Genomic DNA, 13,807 nt, shown 5'->3' on the forward strand with positions numbered 1-13,807 from the left:
CTAATCTTTCCCGGACAGGAACTTGAAAACCTTTCTTGATCTTGCCGTTATAGCTGTTGGGACGTATCTCCTTGCAGCTTTCTTCAAAAGGCCATATTGCCCGTACTTATGACTGAGACGAAAAACGGTCATAAACAGAGCTGTTCCCGAAATCGCTATTGTTACGATGCAGATAAAGAGGTTAATCCCGAGGATGTACATTGCAGAAAAAAGTAGAAGGAGGATAACCAGTCCGATTGCCAGGTAGGTAATATACTGTGCTTTCAAGCCTTTGAACTCGATAGGCTTATTTACGCCTTTGTTGATGTGATAGATGCTCGCCATAACTATATCCCGAAAAATGATTGAAGGACTGTTGCAACGATCACCAGAAATACGCAGCTGCCAAACCAGGCAGAGGCTACTTTACCGGTATCGTGATCTCCGCTGTTCCATTTCTGGTAGACTTTTATTGCGCCAACCAAACCAACGACTGCTCCGATTGCATACATGAGATCGGTACCCGTATCGAAATAGCCTCGTATTTTTCCGGTAGCTTCGGTTATGCCTGCGTTACCGTCCTGAGCATAGCCTTGCTGAAAAGCGATAAGAAATAGAATGATGCTTGAAATTACAGCCTTCATAGTCCTGGTCCGGTTTGCAGACCATTTCAATTGATTTTTCATAATATGTAGATTTTTAATGATTTTCTATTTGCCTATGCCCAGAGTTCATTCACTTCCTGGGGAGTTAGTGAGAAATTAAGTTCCTTAGCAGAAATAAGGTCTGAGACTACTGATACCGTAACCTGTCGCTCGCTTGAGTGGGCAAGTGCTTCGTATTTCGAAGATATTACCTGGAACAGGGCACAGAATTCATCTTTCGTGCCTTCTGCCTCTTTTAAGATTATCAGGCCTTCGTTCAGGTCAGAAAGAAAACTTCCTTTTTCATCCAAAATGGAGGTTGAGGGGTCGTTGCTTGACTCTCCCTTGGTTTCATGGTTGTAAAACTGCAGCTCAGAAGAAGAGACAATATTCTCATTAACGGGTATTAAGGGTTTGCCGAGAACATCTCGCTCTTTTTTATTCTGGTGATAGTCACTTCCCGATCGGTTCTGCGGGTTCAAAGGATCTTTAAAAAAGAGCAGCAGATTGATACGGTAATAAAGTAGAATAACGGTAAGGTAGTAAAGCAGCCCTGCTACTGCAACGTAGGCAACGTATTGCCCCCAGGAGATTTGAGATAACATAGCATTTGTGTTTTGTTAACTCAAAGGTGGAGACTGCGAGGAGGGCTTAGGGGGAGTTTCGAATGTCCCCATCTATTGTGGCGTGTTTTGGCCAACATGGCTGAATATTCCTTAATCTCCCTGGACGATCCGTTAAGACCGCAACAGTTATACATAATTAATAAAATGCCTCTGTTCGACCAAATACCCATTTTTTGTCAACTTGCTAATGCTCTTTCAAATGCAATATCACTCGTTAACGCCAACCAGGTCGACTTGAGGTTTTTGCGAATTCCTATTTTTTTATATATTCATACAAAAAAATGCGCCTATTATTTTCAATGGTTGTATCCTTACTTTTCGGTTCTTAAAAAACAAGCATGCCAAGACAATTTCATCTGGGACACTTTATTAAGTTGCATCACGTACAGAAGGCCCTTACGCTCCTAACATTACAAATTGAACAGAAAAGCCCGCTTTATAACAATTTAGACTTTACAATATATAGAAAGAGCGGCGTAGACAAGATTGCTCCGGAAACCTATTATGAACAGTTTATTTTACGAGATACGCTGTATTATTTTGAACATTTATTTTATGTAGAAACGTACCACGGCATACAGCGGGCTTATAAAACACGAGAATATCATTTTTTATCGCTGCATGCGGCCATCATCTATTACGCAATCGGGTTCTATATACGGGAGCTAATGGACAAACGTATGAGACAGGAACAAGAACGCCTTCATCGCTTACCAGTACATGTCTACTACGGAGGATCGCTACATTATGATACTCCTGAGAGCAGCAATATTTTTTACTACGAGGACTATAAAGAATTTCTTGTTTATAAGGAAAAGCTTACCATGCCTGAGGAAGGGAAAGTGACATTTGCCGTCTCTCTAGATATAAAATCATTTTTTTACACCATTGACCATAAGATATTATTAGATATTATTGATAAAACCAGCCCGGTAGCGGTTAAACAAGCATTACATTTTGACGAGCAAACCAAGTTAGCAATTGGATATTTGCTTAACTATTTTCAAGGTTCAGGTTGTGGGTTACCAGTGGCAAACCAAAACCTCATTTCTAACTTTCTGAGTAATCTATACCTCTCTGTCTTTGACAAGTACGTGATTGATCACTACATCTACCATGGCGATACTCAATACATCCGCTACGTAGACGACTTTTACTTAATCTTTAGAACAACTGTCGACGAAGATATAAGAACTGTTAGGAAACGTTTTTATGACATTGAAAATGATTTCAGTGCATTTTTGATGGCAAATTTAAATTTAGAAATCAGTACAGGTAAGAGCGAACGTTACGAGATAAGGGATGTAGAAAGCCAAATTGAATTCTTAAAAGCTAGCAGTCTAGAGAGCCCTTTTGACCAAGAATTTGATTTGGAAGACATGTATGAGAACTCTCTTTTGAAACTTGACATTGCAGGTAAACCAGTGCCCGATATTTTCCAACAATGTATTGCGATCATCGAAGGCCTGAAACGCCAAACAAATCAGTTAGCCCAGCTAAACCTTTCTATCAGCGAGTCTGCCTATCTTAATCATATTCTGATTTTAAAATCGTGCTTATCATATTCAAAAAGCAGAGATGCTATCGAGATGATGGAACAGTCTGGTATTTTCGACGAGTTGAAGGCAATAGATTACTTACTTATCAAGCCAAAGGTTATGTTTCATCTTATGACAGTTAGCCAGCCGGGCCGAGAAAATCTTTTTAATTTCATTATTGATAACCTAAACACCCCCGGAAGTTTATTGCCCAAACTGACAATTACCGACAAATTCTTACATCAAATTATTTTTCTTATTTCGGAAGCGAAGCCAGCGGATAAGTCTAAACTACAGACGGAGTTCGAGCGTTACAAGCAGAATCTGATTGGCATTCTTTCTATTTTACAGACACAGAACCCACATTACGCCTATCTAGACCTTATTGTCGAGGCATTTTCGGAACACGAACGCGATTTGCGATTTAGTCCAATGTACAAAACAGATTTTTTGAACAAAGATTTATGTATTCCATTAGGGCAGCAAATCAAGCTACGCCGGCTAAGTGAAGTCGCTGGTAGTTACTCCGTCAGCTTCAATCATTTGCTTAACGAATTTCAAAATGTATTCGAAATCGTTTACTTTAACTCGGAGCAAAAAGCTGCTAAAGATATTATGATGAAAATGCAAGATGAGAAGTATTCAACTGCCGAAATAGAATTCGTTTCCAATTTCTTCGAACGTAGAAACCAAAACTCAATTTCCCACACAAACACTCATGACATTGGCCTTTGGAATGTTACACAGATGGAATACGCCGACTATAAAAACAGACTTATTCCGATAATAGACAAGCTATATCAAACACTTAGGCTCCAGGAGGCGTTGGCTGATTAAAATGTAAGGCGATGTCAATATCCAACGGCACCGGTCGGTGAGGCATGCCTGACAAGCAGGCGTACCAGAATAGTCTACACCCGAATGTCGGTTCTAGCAATCGTCTTACAGATTAACAAACTAAATAACTACTTCCTCTTTAGGCGGCTGCGTATCACCGATGTTTCTTTCAGCCTACCCGATACTCATTAAACTTATCCGTATAATCCACCAACTTCACTTTCATGTTATCCAAAAAAGTAGTTGGCCCACATTCCCGCATTCTGATCTTTTCAAACGTCTTATAAATATTTCCTAAGGATATATTGAAAGCTTTCTCAAAATATTGAGCAATTTCTTTGTAATCCGTTTTTCCATGGTTAAAGACTTCAGCTTGTGCTAATCCATAAATTAGTTCAACTAGCCCGGTCTTCGAGCCAGTCCATTCGAGACGATGATGGGGATAACCGAGATCGTGACTTGAAGCCGACCGTTCCTTTAGTTTATATATCTCCTTGTTAAGGTACGACACCAACATGTCTTGTGCTAGTATCTGCGCTACTTTACAGTCATAGCCGGTTGACAGATTTGGATCAGAATCGAATCCATGAGCTTCGCAATCGTTATAATTTGATAGCTTACTCCTCATGAAGTACTGTTCATCATTTGAAGTCTGGCCCATTCTGAAGTACAGGTAGAAATCGCTATAGACCTCATAACTGCGTTCCAGGTGCAGAATTTCGTTCTCAAGATACTTCCTGACTAACTTTTCCCGGCCTATAGGACGCCGCAGCTCCAGGTGGTACAATTTGTCGTAATAAATGAGTTTACTAAGAAGGTGGGGTTTAGCTTCCTTGAAAAACCATATTTCTTCTTCTTTGTCCTTAAATTCTGCTTTCAGTAGGTGGGCTCGTAATCCTGCAAGCGCTTTTCTTGTAATGGTAAGCGCGGCTTCACAAACTTTCACAATGTGTTCTTCTGTCGCCTGAATTTCCTGAAGCTCAAAGTCCCATGCAGCATTCAGCGAGGTCATAAAATCTTTCATAGAAAATTGTTAGATGTTTAACTCAAATTTCTATGATTTTAAACCGCTTGTAAATACGTCTTTTATAGTAAATCGCATACGTAAAAGAGCGTATTTTATTGATAAAGATGTGTTTAGGCTGAGATGGAAGGCCGATTGGGACTTTGATCGATCTTATTGAGAAGTTCCACCTTATTTGTAACTCCAACCTTTTCGAAAATATTCTGGACATGCTTGCTTACAGTCCTCTTCGAAATAAAAAGCTTTTCACCTATCTTTTCATATGTATGCCCTTCACGAATCAGTTGCACAATTTCGATTTCCCGGGGAGTCAACTGATAGTCTCTATACTTATCCTCCGCAGAGGAGGCGGGATTCACAATGCTGATAGAATCAAGTTCCAATAACCTTTGGTACTCTATTCTCGCGTTGGTTATGGCTCGAGAGATGAACAAAACCGTAATCACAATAAAGCCGCCATTTGTTATAACCACTTCAAAAAGCTGGCTCGCATGAAAATATGATAAGAGCGTCATTGACGCCCAGGGAATTACAGCACAATACACGGCCAGAATTTCTACTGTATTATTCTGATTGGTACGTTCTCTGTATTTCAGCATAACGGCCTTTGTTATTGCCCATAACAGCACGATAGAATAGAAAAACGGAATAATAACTCCATACCTGATAGCAAACTCCAAGTTCCCGTTAAACGAATAAGCTATTACAAAGAATACGATATAAGGAAGAATAAGAAATAGTGGCACCCCAAACAAAGCATGAAAACGAAGCCTGGTCAGTTCGAATGCTTTATAGAAATAATACGGAAAGTACGAGGCCATCAAAAAGCCACTTCCATAGGCAATAATGTTTTGCGTTACAATAGGTATGTTTAATTGGGGATCGGGAAAGAGCCCGCCGGTGATATTGTAAATGATAAGTAAAGACAGAAGAATAAGATACCACAACCGTTGTTTATCCTGCGGCCGGTACAGGTAATGAAACAGCTGGTAGAAAAACATTACGGTTTCGAGAATGACGAAAACGAATGTCACGAGATGCATTTCGGTTCCAAACACTAACATAAAGGAAGGTTTTAGGGTGGCTAAGCTGCATCACGCTTAAGAAAGAATAGTTTATAAGTCAAGTCGAGCTCGTTGTAGACGTCAAAACCAAATTTCTTGTACCAGGGAAGGTTTTTGGTGGTTGAGGTTTCCAGGTAAATGGGCCGTTTTTTCCTGCTGCTATCTTCGATTACTTCATTAAGAAGCTCTGTCCCAATTCCTGAATTCTGATAGGAAGGATCAACTCCGATGAACCAGATATAATACATGGGTTCTTTCGGCTGGATTTTCTTGATTTTTGATTCACGGGTGAGGGCCTTTTTAACATTGCTGAGGCCTACGCATGAAAGGATCAACTTAATGTCCAGGAGAATGGATTTAAGGCTAGTCTTTTTTTTGTCGGGATAAAGAATTAAGGCGCAAGCCTTCTTGTTGTTTGACAGAAATACTTCTCCGAATAGGTAACATACTTCAAAAGAATAGTCCATCAGGGCTCTTACTCTCTGAACCCTCTTCTTGTCCTGTTTCACAATGTAATTTACACTCTTATTGGTGTCGAAAGATTTGGTTAGAATATCAAGCACAAGGCTTTTGTCACTATAGCTTGCCTTTATCATAAGACTGAGAATTTAGGTGTGTAAAAATATAACAGAAGTATTGTTAAAATTGTTTAAATAGCACATTTACAGGTCAATGTGTGAAATTTAACATTGCATCGGTCATATTAAATTTGCATGCCTTGCGACTTTCTACCGCTATTGCTATCGGGGTTTATGCCCGGTGTCTTATTGTCAAATTCGTTCCAAAGCAGGTTCTGAATATCCTGCTTAATTTGGTAGTAATTATGCTCAACTTCACCTGGATCAACGTTTCTTATCCTAGGTATATCGCGATAGCTTTCTTCCTCCCTTTTTAATCCCTCATGGTTATTTTGAATCTCGTTATGAAAGACCTTCAAGTCGATCTTATTCAAGGGGTCGTCCGACACCATGCCTACAAATTCACCTGATGATAAACTTGAAATTTTTGAAGCCGGAATGGCGAAATCCAGTTGAGTTGATTTACTGAAAGAAGTGTCGGTGCTGTTAACAGAAACGCTTTGTCTTTGCTGAACTATCTTTCCGAACCTCTCTGCGAGTTGCTTAGCAGTATCTCCAGTTACTTGTCCCGCTATAACATTACCTACAATGTTCAGAATTACTTCTGCCTGCTCTCTTCCATAATCTTTTTTTAGCTGACTGTAGTCCTGAACTGCCAGAGTCGTTGCTACCTTATTTGATCGGGCTGTCGCTATCAGACTGTCGATATGGTTGAAGTAGATCGTCGGAAATTCGTCAAAGATCAAGCTGCACTTCTGCATATTCTTTTGGTTGACAAGCTTGATCATTCGTGAAATATAAAGGCTCAATACTGCTCCATAGACCTGCTGCTTTAGCGGATTATTACCCATAGAGATAATTTTCGGTTCCTGGGGATTATTTAAATCGAGGGTGAAGTCGTTTCCGGAAAGCACATAGTAGAGAGAAGGTGAAGCTAATCTTGCCATGCTGATTTTTGCACTTGCCACTTGCCCCTCTAGTTGGTCATACGCCTCGTTCTGCCAGGCAGAAATGAAAGGATTAATAAGTACTTCGATTTCCGGTTCCCGACTCAATACGGCAAATAGGTATTTGTATTCGACCTGCATCAGTTCGATTACGTGTGGAAGCGTGCAGTACTTGCCGTCTTTGTATTTCCGGAGAAACCAGATAATGGCCGTAACAAAATTTATGGGCGATTCCACAAAGAAGTCGCCTTGCTTTTTAATCCATTCCCGGTTGAGGCCCAGCATGATAGTCCTTGAAGCTTCAGTAGCATCAGTAATATCGACCATGTTACCAGGATCAAGCGGATTGCAACGATGAGATTTGGAGAGATCCTCAAAGTTAATCGCATAGAACCTCGCGTTATTTCTCTTTGTCTTTAAAAGCGTGTTATAGGCGATACGGGTAAGGTCGTCATATTTAAAATCGTAAATGAACATGCAAAAGTTCTTTTGAATATGCTGAGTAATGATATGCCGAATGGCGAAGTATGATTTTCCTGAGCCTGGAGTACCCATTACTAAAGTTCCCCGGAAAGGATTAATAATATTTATCCAGCTCTTCCTTACCTTTCCTTTATAACGGTATGAGGCGGGAAGATTGATAGAAAATTCATTTTCCAAAAGTCGTTCCTCCTGAGGGAAGGTTTCATTCTCTCTATTAAAGACATCATTACTTAACGATAGCTTTAAAAGACGGGAAAGTAGGGTACCGCCCGTTAGTATGAGCAGATAGCCAAGAGAAGTAAGCCCGATGTATAATAAAGCCTGCTTCAGGCCTGAGATGTTTACCTGGAAGCTGACCGAGCTTAGGAAAAAAAGGCAAATCCTGAAAAAATGTAAATAGCTATCAACTTCTTCCTGATCTTTTCATCTTTTTTGCCTTTCGCACCTATAAGGGAAATAATCAGGAGAATCAGAGCAGCGATTTGGGAAGCGAAGCCAGTGGCAAAGATTGGCATTTTCGAAAAATTCCCAATTATTCTATCTGTTATCCTTGATGTGAAGTCGAGTTGCTGAAAAGCCTGATGGCAAAACATATAAAAGTGAATAACTAATATTGCAATACTTAGCAGGCGGGTAAAATCAGTTATTTTACGCAGGCCTTGTTCGTTTTCTCCCGTGTTCATAGCTATTAGGATAAATGGTTACGTTTCTTCCTTCTTTTCCGCCTCGGCCCAAAGTGTATGTTTAGCGCTTCAGGGTAATCTGGTTTAAGAAGGGTACTTATAATTTCACTGTTATAAATCGGATCAGGAACTTTAGGTGCGATTTGATGACCATCAGGCACTACTAGGCCGGATTGGAGACTTCCCTTACTCGTAGATTGTAAGTCTTTGACTTTTGAAAAAGCTTCCATCAACGCGTTGGCACTATAGCCTTTCCCCAGGGCACTTCCGTTGAAAACGGTCCTGGAATCATGATCCAAAAAGGTGACTCCATAAACCCTCCCTTCGTTATTTTTTCTGAAAATCACCTCAACGCCATTTCGTGATAGATACTTTTGAAAGTCTGCTTGCGTTCGCCCACGTTGTATAGCAGAATCCAAAACCTGCCGGAGCTGTTGCTTGACGGGACGTCTTAGTTCTTCGTTTAGCTTGTAGCGTTTCTCCAGGAACTTCAAAGTTGGTTTCCCGTAAATGCTGCTTGCTTTTATTGGAACACCTATCTTTTGTCCCTTAGAATTTAACATTCGGTACACCAGACCATTCTTTCGGAACATCATTGAATCTTCCTTACCCGGATCTGCTATTACATTGTACTGGTTGAGGATGGCATTTAGCTCTGGCAGCGAGGTAAACTTCCAGTTACGAACTACTGCCCGGACAATATTGGATATTGCCTGTTTGGTTTCGTCACTTCCGTACACTGCCTTCTTAACGTTCACCGGTTTGATCGTCTGATCTTCCTGATTTTTCTTGCCCTCAGCTTTAACCAGTCCATAATCGCTCTCCAACTGCTTTCTTGCAGGTTCAGATTTATGCTTTCCTATATTGTGAAGATCTATTCGCTCTCCGGTGCTTTGAATGTTAGTGGTAACGATATGGACATGTGGATGAGCTGCATCGAAATGCCGGTACAATAAATAAGGTTGATCAGCAAAGCCAATCGCTTCCATATATTGCTGAGAAATCTCCTTCAGTAATTCATTATTTAGCTGATCCTTGTTGTCGAAGTTGAGGGATATGTGAACAGCGTTGGTCTTAGTCCTTCGGTTCAGTTCTGTGTAAGTCTCAAACTGACGAAGTTTTCGTTTCAAGGAGAGGTCTTGAGCATCAGAGGGAAAATTCTCTGCCCAAAGAAATTCAGCAGAGCCCTTCTGAACCTTGTGCTCATTGTAGCCCAGTATGCCGCCGATGTGTTTGCCAATAATTATTTTTGCAACCATTGCTTTCCCAAATCCGCTATCAACTGTAACAGTTCTTCAATCTTGGACCCGGTACTCTCATACAGTCCTGCCACCCTCGTAGCGTAAAATACCTTTCGCGTTTCGTCTGGTGATTGATGGAAGTACCTGGTAATTTGATTGATGTTATTCCCGATCGAGTTTACTTCCCTTCTCAATCGGATCAGTTCGGGCATGAGTGCGGCGAGGCTTTTGTCAACAGTCTTAACTTTGATTTCGCGGTTGTAGAGAATATCTCTTAAAAGGTCGCTTGTACTTCCATTGGCGGCCTTGTTTGCCAGCTCTGTCAGCTGCTTGAACTTCGCCTGGTTTACGCGGGTTTGGATCTTGTGCTGGAGCAGCTTACTTTCTTCGGCTTTTCTTCTTGGCATGTCTTGTCCTCCTTCATTTGTCCACGGACAGCAAGTTCCGCAGATGGCCGATCAGTGAACCTCCCGACTGACTCCGGAAGGAAGGGCAAGATTGTTTTTGGATACAAAAATACATCTTGCTTTTCACGCCTTCGGCCGTGAAACAATGAAGTTAAGACTGTTTTAAATGGCTACAAAGCGAGGGTGGCGAAGATGGAAGGGAGTGGCGGAATTGGCGGAAAAAGGCACCTCACTGAGAAGCGAACACAGTCTGATTTACAATCATTGAAATTTGCTTAGTAGTAGGCGAGGCGTCTGTGTAATAATTCGAGGATTCTTTATAAAAAAAAGTTGATCAGATAGAGGATATTATCTACCGTAAAAGGAATTACGATAGCCGTATTAAGCAAGAAGTTAATTAAAATATGCCGTTCAAGCTTGTACAGTTCCTTTGTAAATCCCTCTTCACTCTCTATCAGGTCAAGCAAGCTTGGGCTGAGGTTGTAGTCTTCCGTCCCAATTCTCAGGCGCGCTCTCACCATTGCTCCGTAGTTTTTCGATTTGTAATGGGAATAACTGAGCTCTTCAAACATTTTTATCATACTCCATTCATGCGTTTCTAAAGCAGCTAAAATGCCATTGAAATTTCTTGAAATATTAGAATGGTCTTTCCAGTCATCCTGACATTTGTATCTAAAATCGTGTTCAACCTCATGCCATCCTTCAGAAAAGACGGTTCTAAGTTGAAGTTCATAGGTGGCATCAATTCGCTCATCCTTTACAATATCCCTAAATTCCTTCAGCAAAGAAGTTGGAATTTTGAAAATTAGGTTAACCCTTGTTGGTCGAAATTGGGTTGTCGTATTGACATCGACCGTTTCTTCCAAAAGTGAACCCGCATATTTCGTCTTGAGAAAGTTTAACAGAATTTCCAGATCGTCTAAAAAATAAAGATTAACCCTTATTCCAATTACGTCTCGTAGGAATTTAGTTTTTCCATCGTACTTTAAATCCTCTGAGTTGCCTATGGTCGTTTTTAATTTTCTCGTTAATGATTTGTCGGACTTGCACCTAAAGAAAATTCTGTAAAAAATCCCTGCTCGTAAAATCTCCTCTTCGATTAATTCACTTATATTTCTGGCGAGTCTGTCTAGATCTCTATTTGTATAAGCCATTAATTATTTAAAATTTGTTTAATCATATTGATTTTGTTAATATTAAATGAAACATGAATTCCTTTAATATTAACAAATCCTCTTTCTTCCAATCCCTTTAATCCTTTATTTACCTTTTTCGCGGCTGACTTGTCAAAACTTTGAAGAAGCTTTACGATGTGATGTCCCTTAGTCGGCGAAATACTCCAAAGGTTCTTTAGAATTTCTTTCTCAAAATCGCTCACAGCAGAAGGGACGTTGCTGCCATATTTAGGAAGTGTGCTTTCTATTAAGATATTCCCCTTTTCTTCTATGCAATTTATAGCAGTCACTTCATTATCCACATCTAAGAATTCTCCTACCACCAATTTGCAGGAATTAAATGAGCAATTAACGAAAGTCACCCCTTTGAGAGCTTGGGGGTTAAATGAACAATTTCTAAAATAGCAATTAAGGAATATAGAGGAAGCTATCGCGAAATTGTCGAACGTCACGTCAAAAAAAGTTAGATCATGTACGGAGATTTCATTGTAGTCTCTTACGAGCTCACTCTTCAACTGGACGTCGAAAACAAAGATTGCTTCTTCTGAGAATTTTTCAATTATTGGTTGCAGCTTTTGCCAAAGATCGAGTTTATTGCCTTTGTTTTGCACTCGGTAAGCAGTGACCGCTAATTCAATCATATAGGATGAATAATTTTTCTGTGTTAGTTCCTCCTTGGACTCTATTAGAACTTCGCCAAGAAAGGTTCCGAAAACAAAGTCATTAATGAAGCCTATTTGGCTTTGATCGCGACCTTTTCTATCAAGTAAAGCATGGGTAGAAAGAGCATCTACTAAATTATCAAGGGTCGGTCGATTTACACCGCTGTACAAATTCCTCGTTTCTTCTATTAACTTTTTATTATCCTCGAGAATAATAAGTTTAAAAAACTCCTTTTCTTCTACAGTGGAGTCCAGCTCTAATAGCATTTTCGCTACATTTTTAAAAACGAGCAATTGGTTCTCGACTGTCATTATCAGGTTTTGCCTTTCTTTTTCCCTTTCGAGCATTTTCTCGAAATACTGGGAAACCAATTGATCGGGGTTATCAAGGAGGAAAGTGAAAAAATCAGCTTCGATATGCTTAAGGAAGGTTAACAATACGGGATTCGCTAGATTCTGGATTGGAACGTCTTTCTCTTTAACCTGAATATATTTGTCCTCTCCCAGCCAATCTCTTAACCGCGGTTCTTTCAATGCTATGCGCGTCACTTCAAACTTTTGCTGCCATTTGACCAGCCAGTTCTCAAATTCCAATCCTGTAAAAATTGCCGTTTTTCTTGTCGTTAAGATTACTTTTGATTGGTGCTCCAAAAGATTTCCTATAGTATCCAGCATTGATTCTACTTCTTCAAAGGAGCCATCCGTACTTGAATCTATATCAACTTTCTCGAGAAGCTCGTCGAAACCGTCTATAATTAAGGGGATCCTTCCATTTTTTACTTCCTTCAAAACCAACTGTGAACTCAGTGATGGAAATTCTAAATCTATTTCGTCGAGCAAAATATATCTGAAAATATTAGCCCCGCGATTCCGAGCTAATTCAGTAAAAATCGGCAGTTGATGCCCTTCTGTCTGGCTTACTTTATTTAGGATTTCGTAAGCTGTACAAGTTTTACCATATCCTGCCGCGGCCTCAATAATTATTAATTCGGGTTTTGGGCTAAATAGCTTCGAATTGATTACATCAAAGAGGCCCGTAATATCGACTGTGTGATTGTGTAGTTCGAAAGGCGCCTCTACGTACTCGTAAGAATGGCCGAAAAGATTAGCCGTCTGCTTCGAAACAAATTCGTTATATTTCCTACTCAGCCTTTGGCGAGTAGAGTCGTAGCTGAAGAAGCTCTTGAAAAGTATGCGCACGGTAGACACCATCTTGCGCCCTTGTTTTTGTGATTCTATCTTGTGAGCAAAAAAGAAGGTAATGAATCGCACAGAACAGATGCTGGCTTTGGTGAACGAGTATCTCCAGAGCGGAATGACCCAAAAAGAGTTTTGCAAAGAAGCAGGTATCGGCTTGGCCAAGCTGAACTATTGGATCGCAAAGAGCCGGGAAAATTCGGAACCGGCAGGTTTTGTTTCGCTAACTTCCGCCGCTCATAAAGAAGTGACGCTTGAATATCCCTCGGGCGTAAAGATCTCTGTAAATACTTCCGATCTTTCCCTGCTCTCGCGTCTGGTTAGGTTATAAGCGATGTTTTCGTTAGGCTCCTCTCACCGGTACTACCTGTATAAAGGTAGCTGCGATATGCGCAAGTCCTTCGATGCTTTATGCGGACTGGTCAGCGAGTTGGGTAAAACAGCCACTGGCGGCGAAGTGTTCGTGTTTTTGAACCGCAGGCGAACACATATCAAATTGCTTCACTGGGAGCGCGGCGGGCTGGTGCTGTACTACAAACGGCTGGAAGAGGGCACTTTTCCAGCTCCGAGGGTGAACGAACGGGGCGTCATGGACTGGCCCGAACTGGTGCTGATGGTGGAGGGTATCCTGGTGGAAAGGAGCCGCAGAAGTAAACGGTTTGAAGTAGAAAAAGTCGCTGTTTGAAGCAAAAAAGGCACTTTATTGCTTGCCCGTTCCGGGT

The 13,807-nt window shown here is 40.7% G+C and carries 13 protein-coding genes and 1 pseudogene; 3 read left to right on the plus strand and 11 right to left on the minus strand.

The genetic code is table 11. The features are described 5' to 3' along the window. The 3 genes from ACES2C_RS14645 to ACES2C_RS14655 all read right to left on the minus strand — a co-directional run bounded on the left by ACES2C_RS14645 (position 1) and on the right by ACES2C_RS14655 (position 1,228). Positions 1 to 324, minus strand: a complete 324-nt coding sequence (locus ACES2C_RS14645; protein WP_374163828.1) for a DUF4133 domain-containing protein — start codon at positions 322 to 324, stop codon at positions 1 to 3. Positions 325 to 326: 2 nt separating this feature from the next. Continuing rightward, positions 327 to 623, minus strand: a complete 297-nt coding sequence (locus tag ACES2C_RS14650) for a DUF4134 domain-containing protein (RefSeq protein WP_374166960.1) — start codon at positions 621 to 623, stop codon at positions 327 to 329. A 74-nt stretch (positions 624 to 697) separates the two neighbouring features. After that, positions 698 to 1,228, minus strand: a complete 531-nt coding sequence (locus ACES2C_RS14655) for a hypothetical protein (RefSeq protein WP_374163829.1) — start codon at positions 1,226 to 1,228, stop codon at positions 698 to 700. A gap of 359 nt (positions 1,229 to 1,587) precedes the next feature. On the opposite strand from ACES2C_RS14655, the gene ACES2C_RS14660 reads away from it, so the two are divergent. Beyond that, entirely contained in the window at positions 1,588 to 3,624 is a 2,037-nt protein-coding gene (locus ACES2C_RS14660) for a hypothetical protein (protein WP_374163830.1), read from the plus strand. Between the two features lie 169 nt (positions 3,625 to 3,793). Here ACES2C_RS14660 and ACES2C_RS14665 read toward each other — a convergent pair whose 3' ends face one another. The 8 genes and pseudogenes from ACES2C_RS14665 to ACES2C_RS14700 form a co-directional block, all read right to left on the minus strand. Further along, the gene (locus tag ACES2C_RS14665) at positions 3,794 to 4,648 is read right to left on the minus strand and encodes an RteC domain-containing protein (RefSeq protein ID WP_374163831.1); all 855 of its coding nucleotides are present in this window, start codon (positions 4,646 to 4,648) and stop codon (positions 3,794 to 3,796) included. Positions 4,649 to 4,761: 113 nt separating this feature from the next. Then, a complete protein-coding gene (locus tag ACES2C_RS14670; RefSeq protein WP_374163832.1) occupies positions 4,762 to 5,712 on the minus strand; it encodes a response regulator transcription factor in 951 nt (316 codons plus the stop codon). A 20-nt stretch (positions 5,713 to 5,732) separates the two neighbouring features. Then, a complete protein-coding gene (locus ACES2C_RS14675; protein WP_374163833.1) occupies positions 5,733 to 6,308 on the minus strand; it encodes a GNAT family N-acetyltransferase in 576 nt (191 codons plus the stop codon). 107 nt (positions 6,309 to 6,415) lie between these two features. Beyond that, a pseudogene (gene mobC / locus ACES2C_RS14680) lies at positions 6,416 to 8,403 on the minus strand (conjugal transfer protein MobC). A gap of 5 nt (positions 8,404 to 8,408) precedes the next feature. Continuing rightward, positions 8,409 to 9,662, minus strand: a complete 1,254-nt coding sequence (locus ACES2C_RS14685; protein ID WP_374163834.1) for a relaxase/mobilization nuclease domain-containing protein — start codon at positions 9,660 to 9,662, stop codon at positions 8,409 to 8,411. Continuing rightward, positions 9,647 to 10,051: a plasmid mobilization relaxosome protein MobC gene (mobC, locus tag ACES2C_RS14690; protein ID WP_374163835.1), complete on the minus strand. Its 405-nt coding sequence runs from the start codon at positions 10,049 to 10,051 to the stop codon at positions 9,647 to 9,649. The genes ACES2C_RS14685 and mobC (ACES2C_RS14690) overlap by 16 nt, the downstream gene beginning before the upstream one ends. Before the next feature lie 317 nt (positions 10,052 to 10,368). After that, positions 10,369 to 11,205, minus strand: coding sequence for a hypothetical protein (locus ACES2C_RS14695; protein ID WP_374163836.1), 837 nt, complete (start codon positions 11,203 to 11,205; stop codon positions 10,369 to 10,371). Further along, a complete protein-coding gene (locus tag ACES2C_RS14700; RefSeq protein ID WP_374163837.1) occupies positions 11,205 to 13,100 on the minus strand; it encodes a hypothetical protein in 1,896 nt (631 codons plus the stop codon). Before ACES2C_RS14700 ends, ACES2C_RS14695 begins: the two co-directional genes overlap by 1 nt. A 49-nt stretch (positions 13,101 to 13,149) precedes the next feature. On the opposite strand from ACES2C_RS14700, the gene ACES2C_RS14705 reads away from it, so the two are divergent. Together ACES2C_RS14705 and tnpB are read left to right on the plus strand one after the other, a co-directional pair. Then, on the plus strand, positions 13,150 to 13,416 hold the full coding sequence (locus ACES2C_RS14705; RefSeq protein ID WP_374163838.1) for a hypothetical protein: 267 nt from the start codon (positions 13,150 to 13,152) through the stop codon (positions 13,414 to 13,416). A 3-nt stretch (positions 13,417 to 13,419) separates the two neighbouring features. Then, positions 13,420 to 13,770 carry an IS66 family insertion sequence element accessory protein TnpB gene (tnpB, locus tag ACES2C_RS14710; protein WP_374163839.1) on the plus strand — a complete coding sequence of 117 codons (351 nt, stop codon included), beginning with the start codon at positions 13,420 to 13,422 and terminating at the stop codon, positions 13,768 to 13,770. Positions 13,771 to 13,807: the final 37 nt, after the last annotated feature.

Origin of the sequence: Arcticibacter sp. MXS-1 (assembly GCF_041902385.1) — a bacterium.
GTDB lineage: Bacteria > Bacteroidota > Bacteroidia > Sphingobacteriales > Sphingobacteriaceae > Arcticibacter.

What these genes read in the sequence shown, in the direction of transcription:
- ACES2C_RS14650 (WP_374166960.1), bottom strand. Translation starts at nt 623, where the DNA reads ATGAAGGCTGTAATTTCAAGCATCATTCTATTTCTTATCGCTTTTCAG.
- ACES2C_RS14695 (WP_374163836.1), bottom strand. Translation starts at nt 11,205, where the DNA reads ATGGCTTATACAAATAGAGATCTAGACAGACTCGCCAGAAATATAAGT.
- ACES2C_RS14670 (WP_374163832.1), bottom strand. Translation starts at nt 5,712, where the DNA reads ATGTTAGTGTTTGGAACCGAAATGCATCTCGTGACATTCGTTTTCGTC.
- mobC (WP_374163835.1), bottom strand. Translation starts at nt 10,051, where the DNA reads ATGCCAAGAAGAAAAGCCGAAGAAAGTAAGCTGCTCCAGCACAAGATC.
- ACES2C_RS14700 (WP_374163837.1), bottom strand. Translation starts at nt 13,100, where the DNA reads ATGGTGTCTACCGTGCGCATACTTTTCAAGAGCTTCTTCAGCTACGAC.
- ACES2C_RS14705 (WP_374163838.1), top strand. Translation starts at nt 13,150, where the DNA reads ATGAATCGCACAGAACAGATGCTGGCTTTGGTGAACGAGTATCTCCAG.
- ACES2C_RS14660 (WP_374163830.1), top strand. Translation starts at nt 1,588, where the DNA reads ATGCCAAGACAATTTCATCTGGGACACTTTATTAAGTTGCATCACGTA.
- ACES2C_RS14675 (WP_374163833.1), bottom strand. Translation starts at nt 6,308, where the DNA reads ATGATAAAGGCAAGCTATAGTGACAAAAGCCTTGTGCTTGATATTCTA.
- ACES2C_RS14655 (WP_374163829.1), bottom strand. Translation starts at nt 1,228, where the DNA reads ATGTTATCTCAAATCTCCTGGGGGCAATACGTTGCCTACGTTGCAGTA.
- tnpB (WP_374163839.1), top strand. Translation starts at nt 13,420, where the DNA reads ATGTTTTCGTTAGGCTCCTCTCACCGGTACTACCTGTATAAAGGTAGC.
- ACES2C_RS14665 (WP_374163831.1), bottom strand. Translation starts at nt 4,648, where the DNA reads ATGAAAGATTTTATGACCTCGCTGAATGCTGCATGGGACTTTGAGCTT.
- ACES2C_RS14645 (WP_374163828.1), bottom strand. Translation starts at nt 324, where the DNA reads ATGGCGAGCATCTATCACATCAACAAAGGCGTAAATAAGCCTATCGAG.
- ACES2C_RS14685 (WP_374163834.1), bottom strand. Translation starts at nt 9,662, where the DNA reads ATGGTTGCAAAAATAATTATTGGCAAACACATCGGCGGCATACTGGGC.